Annotated in this window: 23 protein-coding genes; 10 read left to right on the forward strand and 13 right to left on the reverse strand. The window is 61.8% G+C overall.

What is annotated here, in order from left to right; all coding sequences use genetic code 11:
• The first annotated feature begins 24 nt into the window (after window positions 1-24).
• Complete coding sequence (locus tag ABH945_RS14735) at window positions 25-2118, forward strand: FUSC family protein (RefSeq protein ID WP_429250963.1); 2094 nt, start codon at window positions 25-27, stop codon at window positions 2116-2118.
• Between the two features lie 79 nt (window positions 2119-2197).
• Here the strand turns inward: ABH945_RS14735 and ABH945_RS14740 are convergent, their stop codons facing one another.
• The gene (locus ABH945_RS14740) at window positions 2198-2608 is read right to left on the reverse strand and encodes a GIY-YIG nuclease family protein (protein WP_429250964.1); all 411 of its coding nucleotides are present in this window, start codon (window positions 2606-2608) and stop codon (window positions 2198-2200) included.
• Window positions 2609-2617: 9 nt separating this feature from the next.
• Window positions 2618-3787, reverse strand: coding sequence for a GNAT family N-acetyltransferase (locus ABH945_RS14745; RefSeq protein ID WP_429250965.1), 1170 nt, complete (start codon window positions 3785-3787; stop codon window positions 2618-2620).
• 154 nt (window positions 3788-3941) lie between these two features.
• Here ABH945_RS14745 and ABH945_RS14750 point away from each other — a divergent pair, with 154 nt between their 5' ends.
• Both ABH945_RS14750 and glnK read left to right on the forward strand, forming a co-directional pair.
• Window positions 3942-5630, forward strand: coding sequence for an NAD+ synthase (locus ABH945_RS14750; protein WP_074763376.1), 1689 nt, complete (start codon window positions 3942-3944; stop codon window positions 5628-5630).
• 146 nt (window positions 5631-5776) lie between these two features.
• Entirely contained in the window at window positions 5777-6115 is a 339-nt protein-coding gene (gene glnK / locus ABH945_RS14755; protein ID WP_074763377.1) for a P-II family nitrogen regulator, read from the forward strand.
• A gap of 266 nt (window positions 6116-6381) precedes the next feature.
• Here the strand turns inward: glnK and ABH945_RS14760 are convergent, their stop codons facing one another.
• The 5 genes from ABH945_RS14760 to ABH945_RS14780 all read right to left on the reverse strand — a co-directional run bounded on the left by ABH945_RS14760 (window position 6382) and on the right by ABH945_RS14780 (window position 11486).
• Complete coding sequence (locus ABH945_RS14760) at window positions 6382-7530, reverse strand: porin (protein WP_074763378.1); 1149 nt, start codon at window positions 7528-7530, stop codon at window positions 6382-6384.
• Between the two features lie 603 nt (window positions 7531-8133).
• Window positions 8134-8913, reverse strand: a complete 780-nt coding sequence (locus ABH945_RS14765) for an ABC transporter ATP-binding protein (protein ID WP_074763379.1) — start codon at window positions 8911-8913, stop codon at window positions 8134-8136.
• Between the two features lie 45 nt (window positions 8914-8958).
• Entirely contained in the window at window positions 8959-9672 is a 714-nt protein-coding gene (locus tag ABH945_RS14770) for an ABC transporter permease (RefSeq protein ID WP_074763380.1), read from the reverse strand.
• Window positions 9669-10358: an ABC transporter permease gene (locus tag ABH945_RS14775; RefSeq protein ID WP_074763381.1), complete on the reverse strand. Its 690-nt coding sequence runs from the start codon at window positions 10356-10358 to the stop codon at window positions 9669-9671. The genes ABH945_RS14770 and ABH945_RS14775 overlap by 4 nt, the downstream gene beginning before the upstream one ends.
• A 351-nt stretch (window positions 10359-10709) precedes the next feature.
• On the reverse strand, window positions 10710-11486 hold the full coding sequence (locus tag ABH945_RS14780) for an ABC transporter substrate-binding protein (protein ID WP_429250966.1): 777 nt from the start codon (window positions 11484-11486) through the stop codon (window positions 10710-10712).
• Between the two features lie 655 nt (window positions 11487-12141).
• Here ABH945_RS14780 and ABH945_RS14785 point away from each other — a divergent pair.
• A complete protein-coding gene (locus ABH945_RS14785; RefSeq protein ID WP_074763383.1) occupies window positions 12142-12852 on the forward strand; it encodes a pirin family protein in 711 nt (236 codons plus the stop codon).
• Window positions 12853-13016: 164 nt separating this feature from the next.
• Here the strand turns inward: ABH945_RS14785 and ABH945_RS14790 are convergent, their stop codons facing one another.
• Window positions 13017-13556, reverse strand: a complete 540-nt coding sequence (locus ABH945_RS14790; RefSeq protein ID WP_429250967.1) for a periplasmic heavy metal sensor — start codon at window positions 13554-13556, stop codon at window positions 13017-13019.
• A 220-nt stretch (window positions 13557-13776) separates the two neighbouring features.
• On the opposite strand from ABH945_RS14790, the gene ABH945_RS14795 reads away from it, so the two are divergent.
• Together ABH945_RS14795 and ABH945_RS14800 are read left to right on the forward strand one after the other, a co-directional pair.
• A complete protein-coding gene (locus tag ABH945_RS14795; protein WP_007175815.1) occupies window positions 13777-14502 on the forward strand; it encodes a response regulator in 726 nt (241 codons plus the stop codon).
• Entirely contained in the window at window positions 14486-15802 is a 1317-nt protein-coding gene (locus ABH945_RS14800; RefSeq protein WP_429250968.1) for an ATP-binding protein, read from the forward strand. The genes ABH945_RS14795 and ABH945_RS14800 overlap by 17 nt, the downstream gene beginning before the upstream one ends.
• Before the next feature lie 155 nt (window positions 15803-15957).
• Here ABH945_RS14800 and ABH945_RS14805 read toward each other — a convergent pair whose 3' ends face one another.
• Window positions 15958-16224, reverse strand: coding sequence for a hypothetical protein (locus ABH945_RS14805; RefSeq protein ID WP_074763386.1), 267 nt, complete (start codon window positions 16222-16224; stop codon window positions 15958-15960).
• 158 nt (window positions 16225-16382) lie between these two features.
• Entirely contained in the window at window positions 16383-18074 is a 1692-nt protein-coding gene (locus ABH945_RS14810) for a sensor domain-containing diguanylate cyclase (RefSeq protein WP_074763387.1), read from the reverse strand.
• Window positions 18075-18792: 718 nt separating this feature from the next.
• On the opposite strand from ABH945_RS14810, the gene ABH945_RS14815 reads away from it, so the two are divergent.
• Together ABH945_RS14815 and ABH945_RS14820 are read left to right on the forward strand one after the other, a co-directional pair.
• Window positions 18793-20544: an ABC transporter permease gene (locus tag ABH945_RS14815; RefSeq protein WP_074763388.1), complete on the forward strand. Its 1752-nt coding sequence runs from the start codon at window positions 18793-18795 to the stop codon at window positions 20542-20544.
• A 97-nt stretch (window positions 20545-20641) separates the two neighbouring features.
• Window positions 20642-21988 carry an AAA-associated domain-containing protein gene (locus ABH945_RS14820; RefSeq protein ID WP_074763389.1) on the forward strand — a complete coding sequence of 449 codons (1347 nt, stop codon included), beginning with the start codon at window positions 20642-20644 and terminating at the stop codon, window positions 21986-21988.
• A gap of 100 nt (window positions 21989-22088) precedes the next feature.
• Here ABH945_RS14820 and ABH945_RS14825 read toward each other — a convergent pair whose 3' ends face one another.
• The 3 genes from ABH945_RS14825 to ABH945_RS14835 all read right to left on the reverse strand — a co-directional run bounded on the left by ABH945_RS14825 (window position 22089) and on the right by ABH945_RS14835 (window position 24690).
• A complete protein-coding gene (locus ABH945_RS14825; RefSeq protein ID WP_253189625.1) occupies window positions 22089-22541 on the reverse strand; it encodes a hypothetical protein in 453 nt (150 codons plus the stop codon).
• Window positions 22542-22714: 173 nt separating this feature from the next.
• Window positions 22715-23293, reverse strand: a complete 579-nt coding sequence (locus ABH945_RS14830) for a hypothetical protein (RefSeq protein ID WP_429250969.1) — start codon at window positions 23291-23293, stop codon at window positions 22715-22717.
• Window positions 23294-23631: 338 nt separating this feature from the next.
• Entirely contained in the window at window positions 23632-24690 is a 1059-nt protein-coding gene (locus ABH945_RS14835; protein ID WP_074763391.1) for a sigma-54 interaction domain-containing protein, read from the reverse strand.
• Window positions 24691-25046: 356 nt separating this feature from the next.
• Between ABH945_RS14835 and ABH945_RS14840 the strand changes: the two genes are divergently transcribed.
• Together ABH945_RS14840 and ABH945_RS14845 are read left to right on the forward strand one after the other, a co-directional pair.
• Window positions 25047-25364 (forward strand): DUF883 family protein, encoded by a 318-nt coding sequence (locus tag ABH945_RS14840; RefSeq protein WP_074766304.1) that lies wholly within the window; start codon window positions 25047-25049, stop codon window positions 25362-25364.
• A gap of 53 nt (window positions 25365-25417) precedes the next feature.
• Window positions 25418-25690 (forward strand): hypothetical protein, encoded by a 273-nt coding sequence (locus tag ABH945_RS14845; RefSeq protein ID WP_429250970.1) that lies wholly within the window; start codon window positions 25418-25420, stop codon window positions 25688-25690.
• Window positions 25691-25882 lie beyond the last annotated feature (192 nt).

The raw sequence follows: 25882 nt of genomic DNA on the forward strand, positions 1-25882 counted from the left end.
GGCTATCAGGAGAACACCGTCCGGATGATGAACCGAAAGCTTCACCCGTCGTCGCCACGCTGGTCGAACCGGCTGTACAGGATTGCGACGACGATCTATCGCAAGCGTCCGGTATGGATGGTGTCGTTCTCCGCGAGCGAGGCGAGTCTGTCTGAAGGGCTGAGAGCCGCGTGTGCGTCGACGGCCATGCTCGCGGTGGGCAATGTGCTGCACGATCCGATCTTCGCGTGGGCCGCGATCGGCGCGTTCTGGACCTGTCTCGCCGATGCCGCCGGTTCCAACCGGGCCCGTTTCGCATCGATGATGGGCTTTGCGCTGCTGTCCACGTTGTGCGGCGGCATCACCTCTTTTGCGTCGGGCTCGAGCGCTGTATTCGCGGCACTGGCGGTGCTCGCGTTCACGACACTCGGCGCATTCGGCCGCATCTGGGGTGCAGCCACCTCGCAGGTGACGATCCTCGCGGCGACCGCCTGCGTGGTCATGGTCGACCGGCCGATGCACAGCGTTCGCGCGGGCCTCGCGTTTCTCGGCGTGTATCTGGTCGGCTGCCTGTTTGCGATCGCGCTGAGCCTGACCGTGTGGCGCATTCATCCGTTCGGCGCGAGCCGGTCGTCGTTGCGCACGGTGTATCTGCGGCTCGCCGACATTGCACTCGACAGCGCGCGTCTGCTCGAACAACGCGCTATTCCACGCGATTGGGCCACCCACGCCGCCAAGTTCCGCGCCGACGCCCGCGCTGCATTGGAGCGGTCGCGCAAGCTGCTGGCAAACGTGCCTCCATCGAGAACAGGCAGTCGCGAAACCTACGACACCTTGCTCGGTCTTCTCACCGACAGCGAAGCGCTGTTCGCGTATCTGATCGCCGTCTCGGGCGCATGCGAACGCGCTCCCGCCGACGCATGGCGCGCGAAACGCGCAGCCCGATTGCTGGGCGCGATTGGCGAGGTGCTGCGCGGTATCGGCGCGGCGGCGGGTGAAGGCCGCTTCGAGCGTCTAGCCGATTTCCAGCGACGTCTGCGCCGACTCGCGCAACGGCTCGAAAACGCGTTGATGGAACCGGTAAAGCTGAAGTCCGACTTCGAACTGGTCGACTTCGCGCCCGCTTACGAGGAGCCTGCGAAGTGGACGGAGAGCGCCGCCCGCCTGATGACGTGGATCGTCTCCACGCTCAAGGCCAATCTGTCGTGGCAATCCGTCGGCTTGCGCCATGCGGCGCGCGTCGGCGTGACGACCACCACCGGCTTTCTCGTGATCCGCGCGCTGGGGTTGCCGTTCGGCTACTGGGCGACCATGGCGACGCTGCTGATCCTGCAGCCGTCGATTGCGGCGACCTGGCCGCGCAGTATCGAGCGCGCGGCGGGCAGCATTGTCGGCGGCGTGCTGGCGGCGGCAATCGGTTACGCGATTCATTCGCCGCTCGGCATTTCGCTCGCCGTCTTCCCGCTGGTGATGGCGACGATGGCGCTGCGTCCCGTCAGCTACAGCCTGTTCGTGCTGTTTCTCACGCCGACCTTCGTGCTGGTCGCCGACTTCGCGACGCCAGGCGCGAGCGAATTCTCGTTTGCAATCACGCGGCTCGGCAATAACGTGCTTGGCTGCGTGCTCGCTTTGCTGGCCACGTTCTACCTTTGGCCGACGCGCGAGAAAGTCGATTACCGCGCGTATCTGGGCAAAGCGGTACGCGCGAATCTCGCGTATCTGCGGGCTGCGCTGGAGTCGCCGCGCCGCAGTGAGAAGGAGATGGAGCAGTTGCGTCGCGCGGCGGGTCTCGCCAGCAACAACGCGGAAGAAGTCATCGGACGGATTCGTTTGGAGAAGCTCGAAGATTCGATGGTCGATACGGTGACGCTGACGGTGTTGAGCCTGTCGCGCCGGATGGCGGGGACGGCCACGCAATTGCGTCTGACTACGACGCGGCGCGAGCGTCACGATGAACTCACCGAATGGATCGCCGCGATGAGCGCCGAGATCGACTCGGCGTTGAACCGCACACTACGGCCGGTGCGGCATGAGTTGCCCGAGCGCGAGAAACTGACGTCGCTGGAGGCGGACGCAGTGGGGGAAATGGCGCGGATGCATCGGCTGTTGACCGAGCGGATGCGGGAGGCGAGGGGGTAAGGTTGAGCGGCGGCAGGGGGTGTTGCCGCTGCGTCATGATGCGCGGGGGCGCTTCCGCGGCTTTTCAGTTGACGGTGCTTCAACACACTCCCAGTGCTTTGACCCGCTTCCGCGTTTTGACGGGCGCGGGTGCTTCGACAAGCACTGTCGCTTCGACCGGCGCCAATGCATCAACAGGCTCTGCCGCTTCGTCAACCTCCGCGACTTCAATAACCTCAGGCGCAGGCAACACCGACTCCAACGTCCTTAACCCCGCCGCCAGTGCGCGCTTATCGACCGCCGTCAGCCGCTTCACCCAATACTCCGCGGTCGACGCCTTCGACCGGTCCGCGAGTTCAAACGACGCCAGCACCCGCACCGGCTTGCGCGAGCGCGTATAACGCGCGCCTTCGCCGCTCGCGTGTTTATCGAAACGCGCCTGCACGTCGGTGGCGATGCCCGTATAGATGCTGCCGTCCGAGCATTCGAGCAGATAAAGAAACCACGCCATAAATGCGCTTCAGCCTTTGAACGGATTGTGTTCGCGCAGCTCGTCCACGTACGCGTGGATGCTGTTCTTTTCGTTATCGAGAAAATGGCCCACCGCATCGGCGAAAGCGGGATGCGCGAGCCAATGCGCGGAACGCGTCACCGTGGGCAGGAAACCTCGCGCCATCTTGTGCTCGCCTTGAGCGCCGCCTTCGAACACCCCAAGCTTTTCCTCGATGCAGAATTCGAGCGGCTGATAGTAAGCCGTTTCGAAGTGTAGACACGGTACATGTTCCAGCGCGCCCCAGTAACGGCCATATAACGTGCCGCCGTTTTTCCCATCGCGCTGATACACCACGAGCGAACTCGCAATCGGCTTGCCCTCGTATTCCGCGATCACGAGCAACAGATTTTCCGGCATCGACGCACCGATCATCCGAAAGAAGTCGAGGTTCAGATACGGACTCGAAAAGTGCTCGCGATAAGTCTGCCGATAACATTTGCTGAAGAAGCGCCAGTCCGCGTCCTGAATGTCCTCGCCGCGAATCCGGCGCATCGTCACGCCCGCTTCCTGCACCTTGCGACGCTCCGCGCGAATGTTCTTGCGCTTCTTCTGTTCGAGCGTCGAGAGGAAATCGTCGAAGTCGCGATAGCCGTCGTTGAGCCAGTGAAACTGCACGCCTTCACGCTGCATCATGCCGAGACCGGTCAGCGCGTTCGCTTCGGTCTCGGTCGGAAACAGCACATGCAGCGACGACACGTCGGCCTGTTCGGCAAACGCCATCAGCGTGGCCGCGAGATGGCGCAACGCATGCGTATCCGCGGACAGCAACCGGTTGCCCTGCACCGGCGTGAACGGCACTGCGCACAGCAGCTTCGGGTAGTAGGGCAGACCGTTGCGTTTATATGCATCGGCCCAGGCCCAATCGAACACATACTCCCCATACGAGTGCCCCTTCAGATACACGGGCGCGGCCGCTACGAGCTTGTCCGTGCGCGGATCGGTGAGCGTGACGAATTGCGGCGCCCAGCCGGTATCGGCGACCGCGCATCGGGTCGCGTGCAGCGCGCTCAGGAACTCGTGCCGCAAAAACGGCGTGGGTTGCGACTGCTGCGCGAGGAGGGCGTTCCATTCGGCGGCGTCCACCTCGGAGGGCGACGCGAGAATGCCCGTGCGATAATCAAAGCGTTCCTGGTTCAATCTGTGTGACTGTTCCGAATGAGCGACGCGGTGCGTTTCAGGCCTTTCAGGGGCCATCAAATGCTGCGTCGTTTGTTTATCCGATTTGTCCGTTCCTTCGAACTAACCAGCTGCGGTACTCGCAAGCCTTTGTCGCTTGCCCGTCGATCCTGCCATGAAGACCCGAATCGCTCTTGCTCAAATCAATGTCACCGTCGGCGATTTCGCCGGCAATGTCGCGAAGATTGTCGCTGCCGCGCGCTTAGCGCACAACGATGGTGCGAAGCTGCTAGTTGCACCTGAACTCGCGCTGTCCGGCTATCCGCCCGAAGATCTGCTGCTGCGCCCCGCGTTCTACACCGCGAGCGCCGCCGCGTTGGCCGACCTCGCCGTGCAACTCAAACCGTTCACCGGCTTGCATGTGATCGTTGGCCATCCGCTCAGAGACGTAGCGCACGGCCATGGTAATGCAAACGCGCCGATCGAGCGCGGCGTGCCGCCGGTCGACACGTTCAATGCGGCGTCGCTGATCGTCGACGGGGAAGTGAAGGGCACCTATCGTAAGCAGGATTTGCCGAATACCGAAGTGTTCGACGAGAAGCGCTATTTCGCGTCCGACCCGCAGCCGTTCGTGTTCGAACTCGACGGCGTGAAGTACGGCGTGGTGATCTGCGAAGACGCGTGGCATGCATCGGCCGCGCAAATGGCAAAGGCGGCCGGCGCGCAAGTCGTGCTGATTCCAAACGGCTCGCCTTATCACCTGAACAAGGAAGCGGTGCGCTTCGACATTCTGCGCGCGCGGATTCGCGAAACCGGCCTGCCGATGGTCTATGTGAACATGGTCGGCGCGCAGGACGAACTGGTGTTCGACGGCGGCTCGTTCGTGCTCGACGCACAAGGCGAGCTGGTCGCGAAGATGGCGCAGTTCGAAGAAGCGACCGCGATTGTCGAATTCGACAACGGCACACCGCTGCGTGCGGGAATTGCGCCGGAGCAGTCGCTCGAAGCGCAGGTGTACGCCGCGCTCGTGATGGGCGTGCGCGACTACATCAACAAGAACGGTTTTCCGGGTGCGTTGATCGGCCTGTCGGGCGGCGTGGATTCGGCGCTTGTGCTCGCGGTCGCGTGCGACGCGCTCGGCGCGGATCGCGTGCGCGCAGTGATGATGCCGTCGCGCTATACCGCCGACATCTCGACCACCGACGCCGCCGAGATGGCTCGCCGGGTCGGCGTGCGCTACGACGAAATCGCGATTGCGCCGATGTTCGACGCGTTCCGTGGCTCGCTCGCAGAAGAGTTCGCGGGCCGTGCCGAAGACGCTACCGAAGAGAACATCCAGGCCCGCATCCGCGGCACGTTGCTGATGGCGCTGTCGAACAAATTCGGTTCGATCGTTCTGACCACCGGCAACAAGAGCGAGATGGCAGTCGGCTATTGCACGCTTTACGGCGACATGGCGGGCGGCTTCGCGGTGATCAAGGACATCGCGAAGACACTGGTCTACAAGCTGTGCCATTACCGCAATCAGGCCACCACGTTCAGCAAGCAGGACGTGATCCCCGAGCGGATTCTGACGCGCGCTCCGTCGGCGGAGTTGCGTGAGAACCAGACCGATCAGGACAGCTTGCCCGAATACGACGTGCTCGACGCGATCATGCGCATGTACATGGAAGAAGATCGCTCGCTCGCGGAAATCATCGCGGCGGGCTATGCGGTCGACGACGTGAAGCGTGTCACGCGGCTCATCAAGATCAACGAATACAAGCGCCGTCAGGCGCCTATCGGCATTCGCGTCACGCATCGCGCGTTCGGACGCGACTGGCGTTATCCGATTACTTCGCGCTATACCGAACCGGTTGAATGAGCGTCGGCATTACGCGTACCGCGCGTGAAGCCAAACTCGAAGCAAACCCGAACCACGCGCCGGATTGCCGCAATGCATCCGGCGCGGCGTAGAATAAAAATCATCCATTTTCCTTTCACTCTTCCTATCACGAGACGAGGTTCGCCATGAAGCGCATCACTGCAGTCATCAAACCGTTCAAACTCGACGAAGTGCGCGAGGCGCTCGCTGAAGTCGGCCTGACCGGGCTGACCGTTACCGAAGTCAAAGGCTTTGGCCGCCAGAAAGGGCATACCGAGCTCTATCGTGGTGCAGAGTACGTAGTCGATTTTCTGCCGAAGGTGAAGATTGAAGTCGTAGTCGCAGACAACCAGTGCGATCAGGTGATCGACGCGATCATCGGCGCAGCGCGTACGGGCAAGATCGGCGACGGCAAGATTTTCGTCGCGGAAGTCGAGCGCGTGATCCGTATTCGTACGGGCGAAGAAAACGAAGCAGCAGTTTGAAGCGCCTGACTTCGCAATAGCGTTAAAGCAAAACAGACGCACGGTTTATTCTCGCCGATACGAACTCCCGCGCACCGATCCGGTGCGGCGAATTCAAAGTCGGCGGAATAGTGGAATAAAACCGTGCGCTGAAATAAAAAACGGTGCAATACCCTTGCGGACATTGCACCGATACGCGCCTCTCGCAGCAGCGTGAAAAAGATTCTTCTTGAAGAAGTCTTGATTGTGGTGCCCCGAAGAAACTTTCTTCGGGGCCCATCGTTCGATTAGAACGAGTGTTGGATACCTGCGTACACGCCGGTTTGAGCGTGACCCGGCAGCGGGTTGTCCGTTGCAGCGTTCGTGCCCGGATTGTTCGCGTTCAGGCCGAAGTTTGCATTGCGGCTGTTTTGTGCCGTAGCAACCTGGATGTCAAGCAGCGTGCGCTTGGACAGGTTGTACGAACCGCCGACCGTGTAGATCGTCGCATTGCCGCCGCCATTGTTCGCGTTCACGTGGTACACCGCTGCGATAAGAGCTGCAGCCGGCGTTGCTTGCCACGTCACACCGCCCCATTCGTGGTCGAGGGTAGTCGGTTGGCCCGGCAGAACACCGGTAGCACCCGCCGAACGGACAGCCTGGTAAGCAGCCTGAACCTTGAACTGGCCGAGGAACACGTTGACCAAAGCCGAGTATTCACGCGATGCCGAGAACACGCCGCCGCCTACGTTAGCCGCGTTGATGTCGCCGACTTGTGGGCCATACAGACCGCCGTTTGCCGGATTGCGGATTTCGTCATACAGACCGCGAACCTGGAACAGCGAGTTCGTGTAGGTGATCTGTGCGCCAGCTTCGCGACCTTGAGCGGTCGAGCCATTGCCGTTCCAGCTCGTTGCGTTCGACAGAGCGTATTGACCGTAGAAGTCAAAGCCTGCGATCTTCGGCGACTGGTACGCGAAGTTGTTGCTCGATTGCGGCCAGTTGCGGCCACGAACCAGCGATGCCGACGACCAGTTGGATTGACCGAACGGGTCAAAGTCCCACACGCCGTTCGAGATGAAGAGCATGCGGCCCATCGTGAACGTACCGTATGCGTCGTTCGACAGACCAACAGTTGCCCAACGATTGAAGAGACCGCCGCCGCCAGGACCTGCGCCCGTCATCGTGTTGAACGAGCCTTCCAACTGGAACAGAACCTTGTTGCCGCCACCGATGTCTTCAACGCCCTTCATACCCCACAGGCTCGTACCCCAGTCGCCGCTTTCTGCTTTCCAACGGTTGGTGCTTTGAGTTGCCGCACCAGTACCGCCGCCGCTCGGAACACCCGACATGTACTCGATGCCTGCATCAAGGCGGCCATACAGCGTCACGCTGCTTTGGGCGTGAGCAACAACGCCAGCTGACATCAGCGCCGCGGCGAGCAAAGCTTTCTTCATCTTCTCCTCCATACCCTGTCAAAAAGTAAACCCAGTACTGCGAATGGTGCTCGGACGCAAACAACGCCGAACAGAAATCGGTACGTACCAGGGAGATTAGCGGGTGGATTGGGTCTCCTGCCGTGACGTGTAGCCTTGGGGCTATCTAGTCGTCATGCCGATCCCTCGCCGACCGGTTCTCCTCTGTGCTTTGAAGTAAAACTACTTTTAATCAACTTTGTTTTGCTACTTTGGTTACTAATTTATCAAAAATACACTTCTATGGGAGAAGAAATTAGTACCTGTCGGAGAGGGTGTCTCCAAATTGCAATAGGAATGTGCGCAATGACCCGTTGCCACATCCCCGGAAAGCGCTTAAATCCTTATCCAATAAGGGATTGATGCTTCTGGGATGGCAATCTTAAGGATTGTCACTATTGACGCTTCCGAAACGGCGGAGTAAGGCGGGGAGAGGGTAAAAAAGGTTCGCGAGGAGCGATTTTTGGGCATCGAAATACCCAAAATGCATAGAGAAACAAAACAAAAAAGGCGCTCGAAAGCGCCTTGTAATACTACTTCGACTACAGCCCAAATAGCGGGCTTGTAGTTATATTCGAGCCGATTTTATTTGAGGCTGCCGGAAAGGAATTGCTTAAGGCGTTCGCTTTTCGTGTTGCCGAATACTTCGTCAGGATGGCCCTGTTCTTCAACGCGGCCTTGATGCAGAAACATCACGTGATTCGATACGTTGCGCGCGAAAGCCATCTCGTGCGTGACGACGATCATCGTGCGGCCTTCTTCGGCGAGCGTCTGCATGACCTTCAATACTTCGCCGACCAGTTCGGGGTCGAGTGCGGAAGTCGGTTCGTCGAACAGCATCACGTCGGGTTGCATCGCGAGCGCGCGCGCAATCGCCACACGCTGCTGCTGGCCGCCCGACAGATGCGACGGGTACTGTTTTTCCAGACGCGGCGCGAGTCCCACTTTCTCGAGATATTCGCGCGCGCGTTCTTCGGCTTCCTTGCGCTTCAGACCCAGCACATTGATCGGCGCCTCGACGATGTTCTCGAGCACGTTCATGTGCGACCACAGGTTGAAATGCTGGAACACCATCGACAGCCTGGTGCGCACGCGTTGCAACTGCTTCGGGTCCGACACGCGCAGCGCGCCGTTCTTGCCGATCTGCGTGCGGACTTCCTCACCGTCGACGAAGATGCGGCCCGAGTTCGGCTGTTCGAGAAAGTTGATGCAGCGAAGCATCGTGCTCTTGCCCGAACCGGACGAGCCGATCACGCTGATCACATCGCCGGCATTCGCTTTGAGCGACACGCCTTTGAGCACTTCGTTATCGCCGTATTTTTTGTGAAGCTCGTCGACGAAGAGCTTCTGCTTCTTGGTGTTCATCAGGGTCCTTGACGAGCTTACTTGCAGAGGGCTTATGGCCCAGGGTTACTTGCCTTGCGGCCGCAGGTAAGCGAGCCAGCGACGCTCGGCGCGGCGGAATAGCCACACGAGCGCAAAAGAAATACAGAGATAAAGGAGCGCGGCGAGACCGAACGCGTTGAACGACTGATACGTAGCCGAGTTCACGTCGCGTGCAATCTTGAGGATGTCCGGCACGGTCGCGGTGAACGCAACGGTGGTGGCGTGCAGCATCAGGATCACTTCGTTGCTGTAGTAGGGCAGTGCGCGGCGCAGCGCCGACGGCAGAATCACACGGCGGTACAGCGTGAACGACGACATGCCGTACGCACGGGCCGCTTCGATCTCGCCATATGGCGTGGCCTTGATCGCGCCGGCGAAAATCTCGGTGGTGTATGCGCAGGTGTTCAGCGTGAACGCGAGCAGCGTGCAATGCATGCCGTCGCGGAAAAACGCATTGGTCAGTTCGTTATTGCGGATGATTTCGAGGCTGTACAAACCGGTATAGCAAAGCAGCAGCTGCACGTAGAGCGGCGTGCCGCGAAAGATGTACGTATAGAGCCACACGAGGCGGGAGAGCCACTTCTTCTTCGACACGCGCGCCACCGCGAGCGGCACCGACAGGCAGAAGCCCAATCCGATCGACACCACCAGCAGCCACATTGTGATCGCGAGGCCGGTGAAGCGGTAGCCGTCGGTGAAGAGATAATTGCGCCAGTATTCCTGAATGATCCCGATCATAGATCCGCCTTTCGCACGCCGGTCGAATAACGCTTTTCGAGGTACATCAGCACGAAGTTCGACACTGTGGTGATGACGAGATAGATCGCCCCGGCAAACAGGGTGAAGAAGAAGAACCGCAGCGTGCCCTTGCCGGCGTCCTGCGACGCCTTGACCACGTCGGCGAGACCGATGATCGACACCAGCGCCGTGGCCTTGACCATCACCTGCCAGTTATTGCCGATGCCGGGCAGCGCGAAACGCATCATCTGCGGGAACATCACGCGGGAGAACACCTGCCAGTTGGTCATGCCGTACGCCGCGCCCGCTTCGAGCTGACCGCGCGGCACCGCGAGAAACGCGCCGCGGAACGTCTCGGTGAAGTACGCGCCGTAAATGAAGCCGAGCACCGCGACGCCGGCCACGAACGGGTCGATGTCGATCTGGTCCCAGCCGAGCAGGTCGGTCAGGTTGTTCAGCCAGATCTGGATGCTGTAGAACAGCAACAGCATCAGCACCAGATCGGGCACGCCGCGCACGAGCGTGGTGTACACCGTACCGATGCCGGACGAAATTCGATTCTTCGACAGTTTCGCCGCCGCGCCGAGCAGGCCCAGCACGAAAGCGAACACCAGCGACAACACCGCCAGTTTGACGGTTTGCCAGGTGCCGTTGAGAAGCAGCGGGCCGTAGCCTTGAAGGAACATAGGGGGTCCTTGACGATGCGTTTGCGACACACCGCGAAAGACGCGGCCAGCTCTGCGCCGCGTGGGCGGCGAGCCGGGGCTCGCGTGCTTCGCGGCGCACAGCGCACCGCTGTGCAAATCATGACTGCATGGACGTTGCCGGCCTTGCAGCGCGCTTGGTGGACTCTCGTCCCGAACCTGGTTTGAATCTACTGCTGACGACTGTATTACGAAGCCCCGGGAAAGCCCATGCGGGCGAGCCCCGAGTGTCGCGGATGCTGCGTGTTACCTGTCACGTGCTGCTGTCGCCGGAGTTGCGCCTGGCCGGTTTGCGAGCGGACGCTGCCGGTGGCGAAGGCGCAATCTCCAGGTTCACCGTCCAGGATAAATATCGAAGTCGAAATACTGCTTCTCGATCTTCTTGAACGTGCCGTCCTGATGAACCTGAGCCAACGCCTGATTGAACATCGCCTTCAGGTCGGTATCGCCCTTGCGCAAGCCGATGGCCGTGCCTTCGCCGATCGTCTTCGGGTCCTTCACTTCCGGGCCGGCCCACGCGAAGCCTTTGCCGCGCGGCGTTTTCAGGAAGCCGGCGTCGGCCTGCACTTCGTCCTGCAACGCAGCGTCGAGACGGCCGGACGCAAGGTCGGCGTACACCTGATCCTGATTCTGGTAGGGCACCACGGTCACGCCTTTGGGTTCCCACCAGGCTTTTGCGTAGGCTTCCTGGGTCGAACCCTGCTCGACGCCGACGGTTTTGCCCTTCAGCGATGCAGCGGTAGGCAGCAACGGCGAGCCTGCCCTGGCGATCATGCGGGCCGGAGCGTCGAACAGCTTGTCGGAGAAGTCGATCTGCTCACGGCGCTTGTCCGTGATGGTCAGCGACGACACGATCGCGTCGAACTTCTTGCCCTTGAGCGCCGGGATGATGCCGTCCAGATCCGATTCGACCCAGACGCACTTCACGTTCATCCGTGCACACAGCGCGCGGGTCAGATCGGCGTCGAAGCCGACCACGTCGCCGCTCGGCGCCTTCGATTCAAACGGCGGGTAGCTGGCGTCCACGCCGATGCGCACGGTTTTCCACTCTTTCGCCATCGCGCTGGTGGCCACGAACGCAAGCGCCACGCACAGTGCGAACTTCTTCATGTTTCTCCTGGATCAAACTGATCGTCGTGATGGCTCGAACTCGACGACCGCCGGCGTTTCGCCGACCGTCGCTATTCTAGGCGGTCAAAATTGTCGTGCCGCGCGGGATGCGCCCGGGTGCCGCCGACGGCTTTCCGATGCATCAAGGAAGCCTGGGGTGGGTCGCAAAGCCCGGTGCGATAAGGCTGCGCCGCCGCTGCGATGTTGCTGCGATCTCGTCGCGACCGACCTGGCTAGACTCCGTCGGCGCGCGGTGAGCGCCCACGCGTATCGAAAAGCGCGGTATTTTACCCGAAGAGCGGCGGGGCGCCAGTCTGGTGCGCGGGCGATGGCAAACTCGTGGCCGCGCTCGTTGTGTATGCGCGACGCCGGGCGCTTTGCGGCGGCTTTCGGGGCGTCACTCGGGGCGGCGTTTTATCCGGTCGATGGCGGTGGCGTGTTGTCCGCAGTCGTGACGCCGGGGGCCGCGAGGTGTCGGCAACCTTGTCTGCGTCTGAGACCGTTTTCGACCGGGCAAGCGAAGCGGCCCACCCACCGCCGCCCGATTGCACGGATTTATAGGACGGTCCGGTGCGTTCTCGCCCGATTGTTTAGCGCGGCCGCTGCCCCTACATTCTCGACATCGCTATTTAACTATCAGATTGGGAGCCCCACCATGATCGAGATTCGCCGTTCCGAAGACCGCGGCCACGCCAACCACGGCTGGCTCGACTCGTATCACAGCTTCTCGTTTGCCGATTACCGTGATCCGCAGCACGTTCATTTCGGGCCGTTGCGGGTGATCAATGAAGACCGTATCGCCGGTGGCGAAGGTTTCGGCACGCACGGCCATCGTGACATGGAGATCGTCACGTACGTGCTCGAAGGCGCGCTGGCGCACCGCGACAGCATGGGCAACGGTTCGACCATCCGTCCCGGCGACGTGCAGCGCATGAGCGCGGGCACGGGCGTGCAGCACAGCGAGTTCAATGCGCTGCCGGACGACACCACGCACCTGCTGCAGATCTGGGTGATTCCGAAGCGCGCGGGCGACCAGCCCGGCTACGAAGAAAAGCGTTTCGATGCCGCAGACAAGCGAGGCCGCCTGCGGGTCGTCGCTTCGCCCGACGGTCGCGAAGGCTCGGTGACGATTCACGCGGACGCGTCGATTTATGCCGGGCTGATCGACGGTACGGAAAGCGCCACGTTCACGTTGCCGAAGGGACGTCTCGCGTATGTGCACGTGGCTCGCGGCGCGCTAACGGTGAACGGCCAGGCGCTCAAGGCCGGCGACGCCGCCAAGCTCAGCGAAACCGATCTCGTCACGCTGGAGAAGGGCGAGGACGCGGAAGTGCTGTTGTTCGATCTCGGCGAGCTTAACGGCTGAGCATGCCGTTCATCGCGCGAGCGATGAACCACGACGCTAAAGCGGCGTGAACCCCGGCCTGCCAGATCGATGCACAAACAGAAACGCCACGGAAAATTCCGTGGCGTTTTTGCATTCGCCGGACGGCTGCGGAAGCCCGCCCGGCGTTGCAGGAAATCCGCTTATTAGTTCGCGGCCGGCGCCGACGCTGCGCCCTTATGATCACGATGTTCCCAGCGTTCGCGCATATGCTCGTGACGCGATTCCATCTTCGCAAAGCGCTGCTTCAACGCCGTGCTGACGGTAGTCTTCTGCTGGTCGTTCAGGCCGTTGTAGAACTTGAGCCACGCGTCGGTGGTCTGCTGACGCAGTTGCGCATCTTTCTGCTCGACCTGCTGATGCGCGGCGGCCATGGCGTTCAGATCCAGGATCGGCTGTTGCTGCGCAGCCTTAAACTGGTCCTTGATCTGCTCGTGATTTGCGCGCATGGCTTCGTGACCCTGCTTCATCGTGTCGAGCGCAGCTTGCCACTGCTTTTCCTGATCGGCGTTCAGCTTCAGCTGGTCGTGCAACTGGGTCAGTTGCTTCATGAAGTGGCCGTGCCAGCCGCCGGGGCCGCCGTGACCCGCCTGACCGGCAGGCTGGGCGGCATAGGCGGCGCCTGCGCCAATGGCGAGGGCGGTGGCGGCAACGACGAGAACGCGCGACATCTTTTTGGTGGACATGTAAGGCTCCTTGTAATGGAATAGCCGACGATGCAACCGGTAATGTGTTTCGGCCTGCATTCGGTAAGACACAGCGTAGAGAAGCCCGGTCATCGCTGTGTTACGCGGCGTGCCACCGCTATTACGGAGAATTACGTGCGCCTTTCACCGTAACACCCGGTAACCCTTGAAGGGTGCTGGTTAACAAAAACCATTCCTGCTGCGCGTTAAACTTCAATCCATGGCTACTCAAATACTTGTTGTCGACGACGACGTCGAATTGCGCGATCTGCTGCGCGACTATCTGGCCCGTCAGGGCATCGAAGTGTCGGTGCTGCACGACGCGGGCTCGCTCGAGCGCAGGCTCGAACGCGAGCGCCCGGATCTGATCGTGCTGGATCTGATGATGCCGGGTGTCGACGGCCTTACGGCGCTGCGCAAACTGCGCGCGTCGGGCGACGATATCCCCGTCATCATGCTTACCGCGCGTGCGGACGACGTCGACCGGATCGTCGGGCTGGAACTCGGCGCCGACGACTACCTCGGCAAGCCGTTCAATCCGCGCGAGCTGCTGGCGCGCGTGCAGGCAGTCTTGCGGCGGCGTCGCACGTTGCCGTCGGCGGCGGCGCCGGAACAGCGCGAGCCGTTCAACTTCGGCCGCTTCACGCTCGACTTCCAGTCGCGCACGCTGCATCTGGAAGACAAGCCGCTCACGCTGTCGGGCAGCGAATTCGCGTTGCTGAAGATCTTCGTCAATCACCCCATGCGCACGCTCACGCGCGAACGCCTGCTCGAACTGCTGCACGGTCCCGAATACGACGGCACCGACCGCGGCATCGACGTGCAGGTGTGGCGACTGCGCCGCATTCTCGAAACCGATCCGTCCACGCCGCGCTTTATTCAAACTGTGCGCGGCCGCGGTTACGTGTTCGTCCCTGACGGCGAGCAGCATGCGTCGGCCCATTGATTCGCTGTTCGGGCGGCTGGCGCTATTAGTCGTCGCTGTATTGCTGCTGTCGCATTTCGCGTGGTTCTCGCTGATGCGCCTCGAGCGTTCCCAGCAGCAGACACGCTACGCGGTCGAAGAAGCGACATTTCTCGTCGAGGCGGTGCGTCAACACGTGGTCCGTTCGCCGGATCTGCCGTTGCCGTCGCGGGTGAAACTGGTCGATCCGGCGAGTGCCGAGGTGCCGCCGGAGGGCGCGGAAATGCCGCCGCCGCTCGAACGTTTCGTCGAGGACGTGCGCGACCGCATGCCGGCCGGCACGCAGGTGCGGGTCGGTCTGCCGGGCAAGCCGCCCGAGTTGTGGGTGCGCGCCGCGACCGATCACAGCTGGATCGTCGTGCCCATGCAGCCGTTGCGCATGCCGCGTTCGCTCGACCGCACGGTGTTGTGGCTCGTCATCATTTTCTCGTTCGCGGTCATGGCGGCGCTGTTCGCCGCGTGGGCGTTACAGCAGCCGTTGCGTAATCTGGCTCAGGCGGTGGCGCGTTTCGGCCGTGGTTTGCCGGTGCCACCGGTGCCGGAACGTGGTCCGCGCGAACTGCGTCAACTGACGCATGGCTTCAATCAGATGGTCCAGGAAGTGGCGCGCACGGAAAACGACCGCGCCGTGATGCTGGCGGGCGTCGCGCACGATCTGAAAACGCCGCTCGCACGTTTGCGGCTGCGTGCCGAAATGATGGACGAAGTGAAGATGCGCGACGGCGTGGTGCGTGACGTCGATTCGATGACACATATCGTCGAACAGTTTCTGGTGTTCGCACACGACGGCGCGGATCGCAGCGAGGCTGTCGAAGTGGATGCGCAGTGTGAACGCGTGGTGCGTAGTTATCGCGCGGTCGCGGCCGGTGCGCCGACCGTGCTGACCAGGCTCGATGCGGGACCCGGGTTTCTGTTGCCCGCCGCCACGCTCGACCGGATTCTGTCGAACCTGCTCGACAACGCACATGCGTATGGCGCTCCGCCTGTGACGGTCGCCACGGCGCGCACGTCGCAAGGTTTTACGCTGTCGGTGAGCGACAACGGCAAGGGCATTGCTCCGCAGGATCTGATCAACGCCAGCCGGCCTTTCGTGCGGCTTGACCCGGCGCGCGGCGGCAATGGACATAGCGGTCTGGGTCTTGCCATCGTCGAGCGGCTGGTGCGGCGTGCGGGTGGGGAGTGGGAGATCGGCAACCACGACGGACGTGGTCTGCGAGTCCTGATGAGCTTTCCGTTCGAGGTGGTGCCGCGAGTAACGGCTGCGTCGGAAAGTGCCTGGTAGGTCAGGTTGCCTATTGGCGGCAGCCAGGGTATCAAACAAAACCGTACCTGAAACCTGTTAGATGCCGACTGGTGCAGGCGCTACGCGTCTGCACCTTTTCACTCGATATCCGGACGCAACGTCCGGATGTTTTTCACCGGGCCGGGCCCAGTGCGTCAGTCTGAAAACAGCGTATTCAACGCGTTTGCCGCGTCGCTATCTACCGTGTTCCACGTCACTGTTTCGGCCTCGAAAATATAGTGCGTGGTGTATTTGCCGAGGCGCGCCAGTATCTCCTCCTGAATCAATTCCGGCGCGACGGCCAGTTTCAGATACCACGCCGTCGACGACAGGCGCGTCTGGAACGCACCATATTCAGCCAGCAGATGGTCGAATGCGTCAGCGTCCTGATCGCGACAGACGATCACCAAATTTCCCTTCATGCGAATCTCCCGTTAGAGCGGTAGCGGCAACCTCGATATCAAGGTCGATGATACCTGCTTCATTACGGGAAGCCCGGCGCGGATGCCTGCTTTGTGTCAGCTTCTGCACCAAGCGGAACTCCGCCCGCGCGCGTGGATATCTTGCGATGCACGTAGCCTCACCACACGCTCGCCGCCGTGCGGGCGGGCGGGGCGGTGTCGTCGGGCGGCAGCGCTTCGGTGCGGTCGCGGCCGCCCGTCTTGGCCGCGTAGAGGGCGGTGTCGGCGCGGCTCATGATCCGCTCGGGCAGATCGTCGGGCGACAGTTCGGTGATCCCGATGCTTACGCTCAAGCCGACCGAAGGCGGCAGCTTTGGTGAAGGATTCGCCTTCAGACGCAACCGCAAGCGTTCGACCACGTCGCGTCCGGCGGCGAGATCCGTGGCCGGCAGCAGCAGGCCAAACTCTTCGCCGCCCAGCCGCCCGATCGAGTCGGCGCTGCGCAGCTCCGCCCGGCAGGTGTCGACGAAATGTTCGAGCGCGCGGTCGCCGGCGGCATGGCCGAAGCGGTCGTTGATCTGCTTGAAGTGGTCGAGGTCGGCAATCGCCATGCACAACGGCTCGTGGTTTGCCCGCGCGCGCTCGATCTCCCTGCGCAACAGGTCGAGAAAATAGCGCCGTGACAATGCGCCGGTCAGCGCGTCGTGACGCGCTTCCGCTGCAAGCAGCGTGTTGGCCGATTGCAATTGTTCCGCAAGATCGCGGGTCGCGCGATGGTGGCGGCGCTCGCGCACGTACGACACCGTGATCACCCACGCCAGCGCGACAGTCCCGGCCAGCGTCAGGAAAACCAGCAAATGATCGCGCTTATGATTGCGCAGCAGTTCAGGCCAGGCCGCGAGCGGATCGACCAGGTGCGCCGAGAGCCCCGAGTTCAGGCCGCTGCGGGTTTGATACAGCGACGGCGCGGGCTGCTCGGTCATGCCGAACAGTTGCCCGGCGACGGCCGCGGGCACCCACGGCGCCTCTTCCCGAACCTGCGTGTCGACGCGAATCTCCATGTCGGGGAACACGTCGCGGCGATAGATCAGCTTGCGTTCGGCGGCGCTCATCTGCGTGACATGTGAGTGAGGCAGCATGTGGCCTTCGAGTTCGCTGTCGTGCGCCATGATGATCACGCCGTTGTCGTCGGAGACGAAGGTGCCCTCGTGCGCGACCCAGTGGCGCAAGCGGGCGATGCCCACCTTCGCGACCACCACGCCGACCAGCAGACCCTCCGCATAGACCGGCGCGGCGATGAAGATACCCGGCTCGCCGCTCGCGCGGCCCACGCCGTACGCCTCGGAAAACGCGCCGAGCAATGCATTCGTCAGGTAGGCGCGCGTGCGCATGTCGATGCCGACGAACGAGCGCTCGGCTGCCTGCGGATTGTTGATCGAGTCGCTCGACGCCACGCAGACGCCGTTGGCATTGACGAGCCAGATCTGGTCGAGCCCGGAGAAGCCCTGCGCGTCATGCAGAAAGTTGCTGACGGTGGTCATCTGCCGGTCTTTTAACAACGCGGCGCGCAGAGCGGGTTCCGCCGCCTCGTTGTTCACGGCATAATTCTGGGATTGCACCAGGGCCCGCTGGACCACGTCCATTTCGGCCATGGTTGCGGGGATGGCGCGAGACATGGCGAGGTCGCTGGCAATCACCTCTCCCATGTTGTCGACAACCGACGTGGACATTTGCCGCTGCGTGCGCAAGGCGGCGTCCAGCTCTTGCTGTACCATCCGGTCCGCGACCATGCCCGCCACGAACCAGCAACCCAGCACGATCAGCACGAAGCTGATCGGACCGGTTACCTGGCGCAAGGTTGTCCTGTTCATCGACCCTCTGATCCGTCTGGCTGTGACATGCAACAAGCTCAATCGTGGCAGCGCGCTGGCGCTGTGCCGACTCTGTGGAAGCGGCTGACCATACGCCGCCGCCGTGGCCCCGGATAACTGCTGGAAGAGGCGCATCGTTTCGTGATTTTAACCGCCATGGGGCCAGACGCCACCGTTATTGCGGGAATGCGAACTATCGTTGGCGCGTCTATATAGACATCAACGGCAGTCTGGCCGTCCGGCTGAAGGCCGGTGAGTGTCCCGGTCAGCCGGTCGTGGCTTTCGCGCTAGCCGCGAGATCCGGCAATGTGGCTGACGCGCCACGCTCCATGCATCGCAGAGTGATTCAGCGACGCGGCTCCAGACCGGTTTGCCGGACGTAGCCCGCGATTTATCGCGATTTGCCGCGAAAGGTTGTGCCTGAAACATAGGATGGTGTAGTGTCGTGCCGTCCAAAACGAGGAAAGCTCGCCGGCCTACGGGCGGCGCCTGCGGCGACAGTAGCCCGGGGTGATGGAGTGGTGGCGTGACCGGCTTGAACAGCCTGTTGCGCGTCCGTCCGTGACCGGTCCACGTGTCTCCAACGTTAACGATTTACCGCGCACACGCGTTTTGCCATGCATGATTTCAGCTTTCCGGACCGATCTTCAGACCGCCGCGCCAAAGCCGCGGGCTCCTTCGACCAGAACAACACCAGCACCGAAGGGGAGGGCCTCTGATGGATTTCAGTTTTAACCTGAAGCGCACCGCGAATGCGTCGGCATGGCGGGTGTTGCCCAATCGCTGGGACTTCGTCGCCTTTCCGCTGATCATCTGCATTATTGCCATGGCGGCGATCGGCTTTCACGAGACGCTCGCGCCGATGTCGGTGCTGAAGACCCAGGCCATCTCGCTCGATCCGTCGAACCTGCCTGAATATGCAATGCGCACCACGCTGCGCATGCTGGCGGCGATGGTCGCGTCGCTGATCTTCACGCTGATCTACGGCACGCTCGCTGCCAAGAGCCGCCGCGCCGGGCTCGTGCTCGTGCCGATTCTGGACATCCTCCAGTCGGTGCCGGTGCTGGGCTACATTTCGTTTACGGTCACGTTCTTCCTCGCGCTGTTTCCGGGCCGCGTGCTCGGCGCCGAACTCGCGGCGATCTTCGCGATTTTCACGAGCCAGGCGTGGAACATGACGTTCAGCTTCTATCAGTCGCTGCGCACGGTGCCGCGCGATCTGGACGAAGTGTCGCGCGGCTTTCATCTGACTTCGTGGCAGCGCTTCTGGAAGCTCGAAGTGCCGTTCTCGATGCCGGGCCTCATCTGGAACATGATGATGTCGATGTCGGGCGGGTGGTTCTTCGTGGTCGCGTCCGAAGCCATCACGGTTGGTAACAACACGATCACGCTACCGGGCATCGGCGCGTATCTGGCGCAGGCGATCGAGGTCAAGAATCTGCACGCGATCGGCTGGGTGATCCTCGCGATGACGGTCGTGATTCTCGCGTACGACCAATTGCTGTTCCGTCCGCTGGTCGCGTGGGCCGACAAGTTCCGCATGGAAAACACCAGTTCGGGCGACGCGCCGGAGTCGTGGCTGCTCGACCTGATCCGCCGCACGCGTCTGATTCACCGTCTGCTGGTGCCGGTCGGCTGGATGTTCGCGAAAGCGGCGCGAGTGCGCTTCCAGTTGCCCGCGTTCAGCGCGCCGCGCTTCCAGATTCCGCAGCGCGAGAAAAGCTCGAAGCTCGGCGATATCGTCTGGGCCGCGCTGGTGCTGCTCGCCACGGTCTATGTGGTGTATCGCGTGGTGCTGTATGTGCGTACCGGCGTGTCGCTCGAAGAAGTCGGCCATGTGCTGGTGCTCGGCCTGATCACGCTGCTGCGCGTCGTGGTGCTGATCGCGATTGCGTCGGTGATCTGGGTGCCGATCGGTGTGCTGATCGGTCTGCGTCCGGCGCTGGCTGAAAAGATCCAGCCGCTCGCGCAGTTCCTCGCCGCGTTCCCGGCGAACCTGCTGTTCCCGGTGTTCGTGATCGTGATCGTGCGATTCCATCTGAACCCGGACATCTGGCTGTCGCCGCTGATCGTGCTCGGCACGCAGTGGTATATCCTGTTCAACGTCATTGCCGGTGCCAGTTCCTATCCGAACGACTACCGCGAGGCGGCCAAGAATTTCCACATTCGCGGCTGGCAATGGTGGCGTCAGGCGATGCTGCCGGGCATTTTCCCGTACTACGTGACCGGCGCGATCACCGCGTCGGGCGGCGCGTGGAACGCGAGTATCGTGGCGGAATTCGTCCAGTGGGGCGATACCAAGGTGGCGGCGCACGGCCTGGGCGCGTACATCGCGCAGACCACCGCGGCCGGCGACTATCCGAAGATCATTGTGGGCATCGCCGTGATGTCCCTGTTCGTGACGCTGTTCAACCGTCTGCTGTGGCGCCCGCTGTTCGCGTACGCCGAAGCCAAGCTCCGGCTTGATTGAGCGTCTCTGAACCTGTCGCTTGGCGCCAGGCTACCCGAGCGAGTTGAGACGCGAAGGCAGCCTGGCGTGTTCATGAGAAATATGAAGGCATAACGCGATGCAAAATCCTAAAGCTGCTATCACCGCCGCGCCGATCCAGACGCCGCCGAAGCCGCCGCGCCTCGGCGAAGAGATCCTGCGCGTCAAGGACGTGTGCCGTGGTTTCAACAAGACGCAGGGCGAACTGCTCGTCCTCGACGACGCGAATCTGTCGTTGCGCGAGGGCGAGATCGTCGGTTTGCTGGGCCGCTCCGGCTCGGGCAAGTCGACGCTGCTGCGCATCATCGCCGGTCTGATCGAACCGACCGACGGCGAAGTCACGTATATGGGCAAGCCGCTCGACGGCCCCGCGAAGGGCGTCGCGATGGTGTTCCAGACCTTCGCGCTGTTTCCGTGGCTGACCGTGCTGCAAAACGTGGAAGCGGGTCTTGAAGCGCAGGGTGTCGGCGCTGCCGAGCGGCGCACGCGCGCCCTGGCCGCGATCGACCTGATCGGTCTGGACGGGTTCGAAAACGCGTATCCGCGCGAGCTGTCGGGCGGCATGCGTCAGCGCGTCGGCTTTGCGCGCGCGCTGGTGGTCGACCCCACGCTGCTGCTGATGGACGAACCGTTCTCCGCGCTCGACGTGCTGACCGCCGAAACGCTGCGTACCGACCTGCTCGATCTGTGGACGCAAGGTCGTATGCCGATCAAGTCGGTGCTGATCGTCACGCACAACATCGAGGAAGCGGTGTTCATGTGCGACCGGATCCTGGTGTTGTCGTCGAATCCGGGGCGGGTGGTGGCCGAGATCAAGGTGCCGTTCAAGCATCCGCGTAACCGTCTCGACCCGGCGTTCCGCAAGCTGGTCGACGACATCTACGCGAAGATGACCGCGCGTCAGACCGACGAAAAGACCAAGAAGGGTCTCGAACTGCACAGCTGGCTGCCGCATGTGTCGACCAACCTGATGGCCGGTCTGATCGAAACGCTGGCTGCCGCGCCGTACCACGGCCGTGCGGACATGCCGGAAATCGCGCGTTCGCTGCATCTCGAGGTGGACGATCTGTTCCCGGTGGCCGAAGTGCTGCAACACCTCGGTTTCGCCGACATCCGCGAGGGTGACATTTTCCTGACGCCGCCCGCGCGCGTGTTCTCCGAGTTCGGCACGCAGGAACGGAAGATGATGTTCGCCGAGCATCTGCTGCGGCACGTGCCGCTGGCTGCGCGAATCAAGAAAGTGCTGAACGAACGGCCGGGGCATCGCGCGCCGCGCGTGCGCTTCGAGCAGGAACTGGAAGATTTTCTGTCCGACAGCGCGGCGGAAGAAACGCTGGACGCGGTCATCAACTGGGGCCGTTATGGCGAGATTTTCTCGTACAACGACCAGACCGAAATCTTCAGCCTGGAAGACGTGGAGTCTTAACCGCTGAATTAGCGAGAGCGGCCGAGCGCGCCTCGCGAAGAAACTGTGAACGATAAAAAAGCGGCAAGGGAAACCTTGCCGCTTTTTTGTTGCGCACCGCTTATTGCAGATTGCCCCAGCGTTCGACAGCCGGTTCGGCGGACGCCCACTTCCAGCCCTTGTCCTGCTGACAGGCGGCTGCCGTGAACCAGGCTTCGTGCGCATCGGGGCCGTCGCCGTCGCGTACCGAGAACACGAACTCCTTGCACAGCGCGAGCGACGAACCGAACGCGCGGATCACCCGCACTTCGCCGTGGCCGTTCTCGATCGGCAACGTGTGCTTGACCGACCACGGACGCGTTTCGCCGACCGGCATGTCGCCCGCGAGCGCCGCGATCAGGTCCTGCTGGTCCTTGTGCATGCTCTTCATATAGCGCGCGACGGCTTCGTCGGTTGCCGCCTGCACGGCAATGCCGACGCCGATCGCGACGGCCGGATTCGACGTGAAGATTCCCGACGCGACACCCGCCGCCGCACCGCTGGCTGCTCCGATCGACGTGCAGCCGCTCGTCATCAGGCTTGCACCGACGCAGATCGCGCCCGCTGCGATAAGCCGCAGCCGGTTGCCGGAGATCCCGGCGAGCCGGGCATGCGCAGCCCGGAATGGGCCGCCGAAAGAAGACTCAGGTGAGTTGCCCCGCGAGTTCCCGAACGACCCTCTGAGCGATTGCCGAAGCGAAAGCGCCCTCATTGCAGCGCACCCCAGCGTTCGGTGGCCGGTTCGGCCGACGCCCATTTCCAGTTGTCGCCATCGCGGCAGATCGATGCGACATAAAACGCGCTGCTGGCCGGCACATTCTTGGTGGCGGTCGTGTCGACCGAGAAGACGATTTCCTTGCAGTCGAGCGCGCCGGTGCTGATCGCGCGGCTGACGGTGACGCGGCCATGCTCGTCGTCTTCGATCGGGAAGCTGTGGGTCACGCTCCACGGCGCCACTGCGCCCACGGCGAGCGGACCCGCGATCTTCGCGATGCCGTCCTGAGTATTGCGATGGACCACGCGCTCCGAATACTGCACGCCCGCCCGCGCGGCCGCTACTGCGCCAAGGCCGATGCCGGTCGCCACGGCTGCGTTGCTGGTGACCTTGCCCGCCACTGCCGCACCGGCGACACCCGCGCCCGCCACGGCGCCTTCCGAATAAAGCGAGCTACATCCGCTCAATGCCGACGAGAGCGCCAGCACTGCCGCGACGACCAACGTTGCATTGGGACGTCCGCGTTTGGCCGCCTGATTTGTCCAGCCGGCCCACATCATCTTTTTTTGCATTTCCCTGTCTCTGCCCGTGCAAGTGCCTTTCAATTCACGCCGCGCTAATCTGTGAATGAGCGGCACATCGATCCAATACGCTGCCGCATTTTGCAGCATGCGATTTGTAATTGGCAGAAGAAAAATGCAAGAAATTGCAAAACATAATGCGGAGAAAATCGGTTTCTGTTTATGTCCGCAAATATTGCCTAGTGATGCGAAGCAATTTCCTGGCTACCGTTTTTATCCGTAAAAGCTGCAATATTGTGATGAGAGTACGCTGTGCTCGCGCGGGGAAATCGCGCGAGCACTCAGTAGAGTTGACCGCCTTGAACTGATTTTTCCGAGTATTTTGCCGCTTATTGTTCGGCTTCTTCTTCGGCGCCTTCATCGCCGTATGCGCTCAGTCTGTTGTAAAGCGTTTTCAGACTGACGCCGAGCGCTTTGGCCGCGCGCCGTTTATCGCCGCCGCAATATTTGAGCGTGCCGAGAATAATCTGCTTTTGCGCATCGGCGAGTGGCGTGCCGATCCAGACGCTCATTGCGTCGCCTTGGGTCACGGCTTTTTTCACGCGCGACGCCAGATGCGGATGCGGCAATTCAACGGTTTTTTCCGCGAGAATGAACGCGCGATAAACCGCGTTTTTCAATTCGCGAACATTGCCGGGCCACGACCAGGTGCGCAGCGTTTCGATCGACCGTTTGCTGAAACTCTTGCTGGCGCCTTCCTGTTGATTCAACTGCGCCAGGAAGTGTTGCGCGAGCAGTTCGCGGTCGCTTTCACGTTCGCGCAATGGCGGCGCGCGCAACGGGAAAACCGCGAGCCGATACATCAAATCTTCGCGCAGACCATTCTCTTTCACGGCGACGGCCGGATCGCGATTGGTCGCGGCAATCACGCGCACGTTGCCGCTAATGAGTTCGTTGCCGCCGACCCGATAGAACGTGCCGGTTTCCAGCGCGCGCAAAAGTTTGACCTGACGCACGGGCGCCATTTCGGTGATTTCATCGAGGAACAGCGTGCCGCCGTTCGCGTGTTCGAAGTAGCCGACGCGCCCTTGAACCGCGCCGGTGAAGCTGCCTTTTTCATGGCCGAAAAGTTCGGCTTCGATGAGTTCGTCGGGAATCGCGCCGCAATTCACGGCGACGAATGCCGCGTCCTTGCGGCTGCTTTGGTCGTGAATCGTGCGGGCAATCAGTTCCTTGCCGGTACCTGATTCGCCGATGATCAACGCGGTCGCGTCGGTGCACGCGACGCGCTCGATCTGCTCGTACAGATCCAGCATCACCGGCGACGAGCCATACAGCAGACCGTATGATTTCAGTCCCGCGATGCCGTCCGCGACGCGCTGCTTCGCCTTTGCCGGGCCATTGTCGCCGGCGGAGACGGTGGGCGAGTCCAGATCGATTGACGCCATAAACGGGGAGTCCTGTGCAAATGAATGTCGTTGTTGCGGCGCGCAGGCCTTGGAAAGAGACGAGTGACCTGTGCAGCCAATATCTCACAAAAGTTGATTTAACCACTTCGATGCGGTTTCCGGCAATCGAAGTCACGATCGACGAAATACATTGCTGTGTGATCGGTCGAAAGTGCCGGATCGGGGTTTCGAGCCGCAATTCAGTGACGTATTTACCGGGCACGTCGTTTGCATAATCCACCCGACACGCGTGTGCTTTTTCGCTTGCCTAAAGTGAACAGGTACAGGGCAAACATGCATCACTGCGAGTTGCCTGCACGCACGCTGACCCTGCTGAACCGGATAAGGAGCGAATGATGACTGACACCACGCAACAGCTCGCACTCGGCGGCCAGAAAATTGTCGAGGATTTGCGGGTGCTGCTGAAGGACTCGGAAGAAATGCTGCGGCTCGCCGCGAACGTGCCGGGAGAGGGCGTCGGCGTGTTGCGCGACAAGCTGGGCACGCACGTCGAAACGCTGCAGTCGGCGCTCGGCGATGCGCAGGAGAACGCGCAGCGCCGCTATCGCGCGGCGACCATCACCACCGAGCGCTATGTGCGGCACAACCCGTGGCGCGCGATCGGCATCGCGGCGGGCGTCGGCTTTGTGCTGGGCGTTCTGACTGCGCGCTGAGGCGCCGTTCGGCACCTACCGGCTTCCCGCTTCACGACCTTAAGGAGTTCACGATGGCACGACCCAAAATTGGCATCTTCGGCGCGTTGATGGCGCTCGGCGGCTTTCTGGCGGTCCGCTACGTGCAGCACAAGCGCGCGGCTCACTATCCCGTCGCGCGGGAGTTGAACCGCTGGGAGGGCGAAGGCGGCGCGGTCGCAGCACCGGCGCCGTCCGCACCGGCGGCTAACCTGACTGCGGAAAGCGCCAGCCCCGGCGCACATGGTGCCAACGGGTCGGCGCATGCGAACGGCGACGGCCACGCGTGGCCATTTCCGCGTAGCTGATCGGGTGCCTTCGGGCAAGCGCTCAACATGCAGACGTGCTGCGTTCCGTCGATTGTAAATTTGACGCTTGTCGGCTGATATGCATTGCTGATTTATCTCAATAAGGCCGTATAATGGGTAAATAGACAACAATAAGGCGAAAATAGCCGAGTGTTTCCCGGTTATTGTTGCAATATTGGATTAAGTCGACGG

It is taken from the genome of Paraburkholderia sp. GAS333 (assembly GCF_050435665.1).
Classification (GTDB): domain Bacteria; phylum Pseudomonadota; class Gammaproteobacteria; order Burkholderiales; family Burkholderiaceae; genus Paraburkholderia; species Paraburkholderia fungorum_A.